Origin of the sequence: Curtobacterium sp. APC 4022 (assembly GCF_030407555.1) — a bacterium.
In the GTDB taxonomy this organism is placed as follows: domain Bacteria; phylum Actinomycetota; class Actinomycetes; order Actinomycetales; family Microbacteriaceae; genus Curtobacterium.
Genome location: NZ_JASDDD010000107.1, coordinates 1 through 1229, shown reverse-complemented (window position 1 = coordinate 1229; position 1229 = coordinate 1). Strand labels below are relative to the sequence as shown.

1 protein-coding gene is annotated in these 1229 nt (G+C 71.3%); it reads left to right on the top strand.

All coding sequences use genetic code 11. The features are described 5' to 3' along the window. Positions 1-143: 143 nt before the first annotated feature. On the top strand, positions 144-1151 hold the full coding sequence (locus tag QL987_RS16865) for a LacI family DNA-binding transcriptional regulator (RefSeq protein WP_111076341.1): 1008 nt from the start codon (positions 144-146) through the stop codon (positions 1149-1151). The last annotated feature ends 78 nt before the right edge of the window (positions 1152-1229 follow it).

Genomic DNA, 1229 nt, shown 5'->3' with positions numbered 1-1229 from the left:
CATTTGTTGGCATCGCAGACAAATGGTTGCGCGAAGCGCTTCGACGCTGTTAGCGTCGCCGTCGCGAGCCGATCGAAGCGCTTCACAAGCGCCGACGATCGGCACGGAGGACACGACGGAGACGAGCACGAGGAGGTGCGCACATGGTGACGATCCACGAGGTGGCGAAGGCGGCTGGCGTCTCGATCTCGACCGTCTCGTACGCCCTCTCCGGCAAGCGCAGCATCTCCGCCACGACCCGGGCGCGCATCGACCAGGCCGTCGCCGAGCTCGACTACCGTCCGAACGCCGGCGCCCGGATGCTCGCCGGCGCCCGCACGAACATCCTCGCCCTGTCCGCCCCGATCCGGCAGGACGCGCACCTGCCGACGCACATGCGCTTCGTCACCGCGGTGGTCGAGGCGGCACGGGCCCACGACGACGACGTCCTGCTCCTGGCCCGCGACGACGAGGTCACCGGCATCCGCCGCGTGGTCGACAGCTCGCTGGTCGACGGGGTGGTCGTGCTCGGGGTCTCGACGGATGACGAGCGCGCCGAGGTCGTGCGTCGCTCGGGCGCTGCGGCCGCGTTCGTCGGCGTGCCGGGCGACACCACGGGCCTGAGCTGCATCGACCTGGACTTCGCCGAGGCCGGTCGCGCCTCGGTCCGTGCACTCGCCGCCGCCGGACACCGCAGCATCGGTGTGATCGGCCACCCCGCCACCTACGTCGAGCGGCACACCGGCTTCATCCGCCGTTTCGCCGACGCGTTCGAGGACGAGTGCCGGGCGGCCGGCATCGCCACCCTGGCGCTGTACCCGTCCCTCGACCGCGCCGACCAGCGTGCGGCGGCGGACGAGTTGCTCGCCGGGCTGCCGGACATGACCGCGCTCGTGTTCCACTGCAACGAGCCCGTCGTCGAGGCTGTCCTCGCGCACCTGGTGGCGCGGGGTGTCCGTGTCCCCGAGGACGTGTCCGTCGTGGCCGCCTGCGCGAGCTACGACACCGACCGGCTCGAGGTCCCCCTGTCCACCATCCCCCTCCCGCTCGAGGAGATGTGTCGCGGCGCCGTGGAGGACGCCGTCCGTCAGGTCGACGGTGCCCGCGAACCGGGCGTCACCCTCCTCCGACCGCGGTTCATCGACCGCGGGTCCATCCGACCGGTGCACTGACCGGCGTCGAACGGTCGATGGACACATCGACCCGGCGTCTTCGTCGGTCCACTGTCGAAGCGCTTCGATCAGCCTGAC

Bases quoted from the DNA above. Each gene is read 5' to 3' on its own strand.
- QL987_RS16865 (WP_111076341.1), top strand. From the start codon at position 144: ATGGTGACGATCCACGAGGTGGCGAAGGCGGCTGGCGTCTCGATCTCG.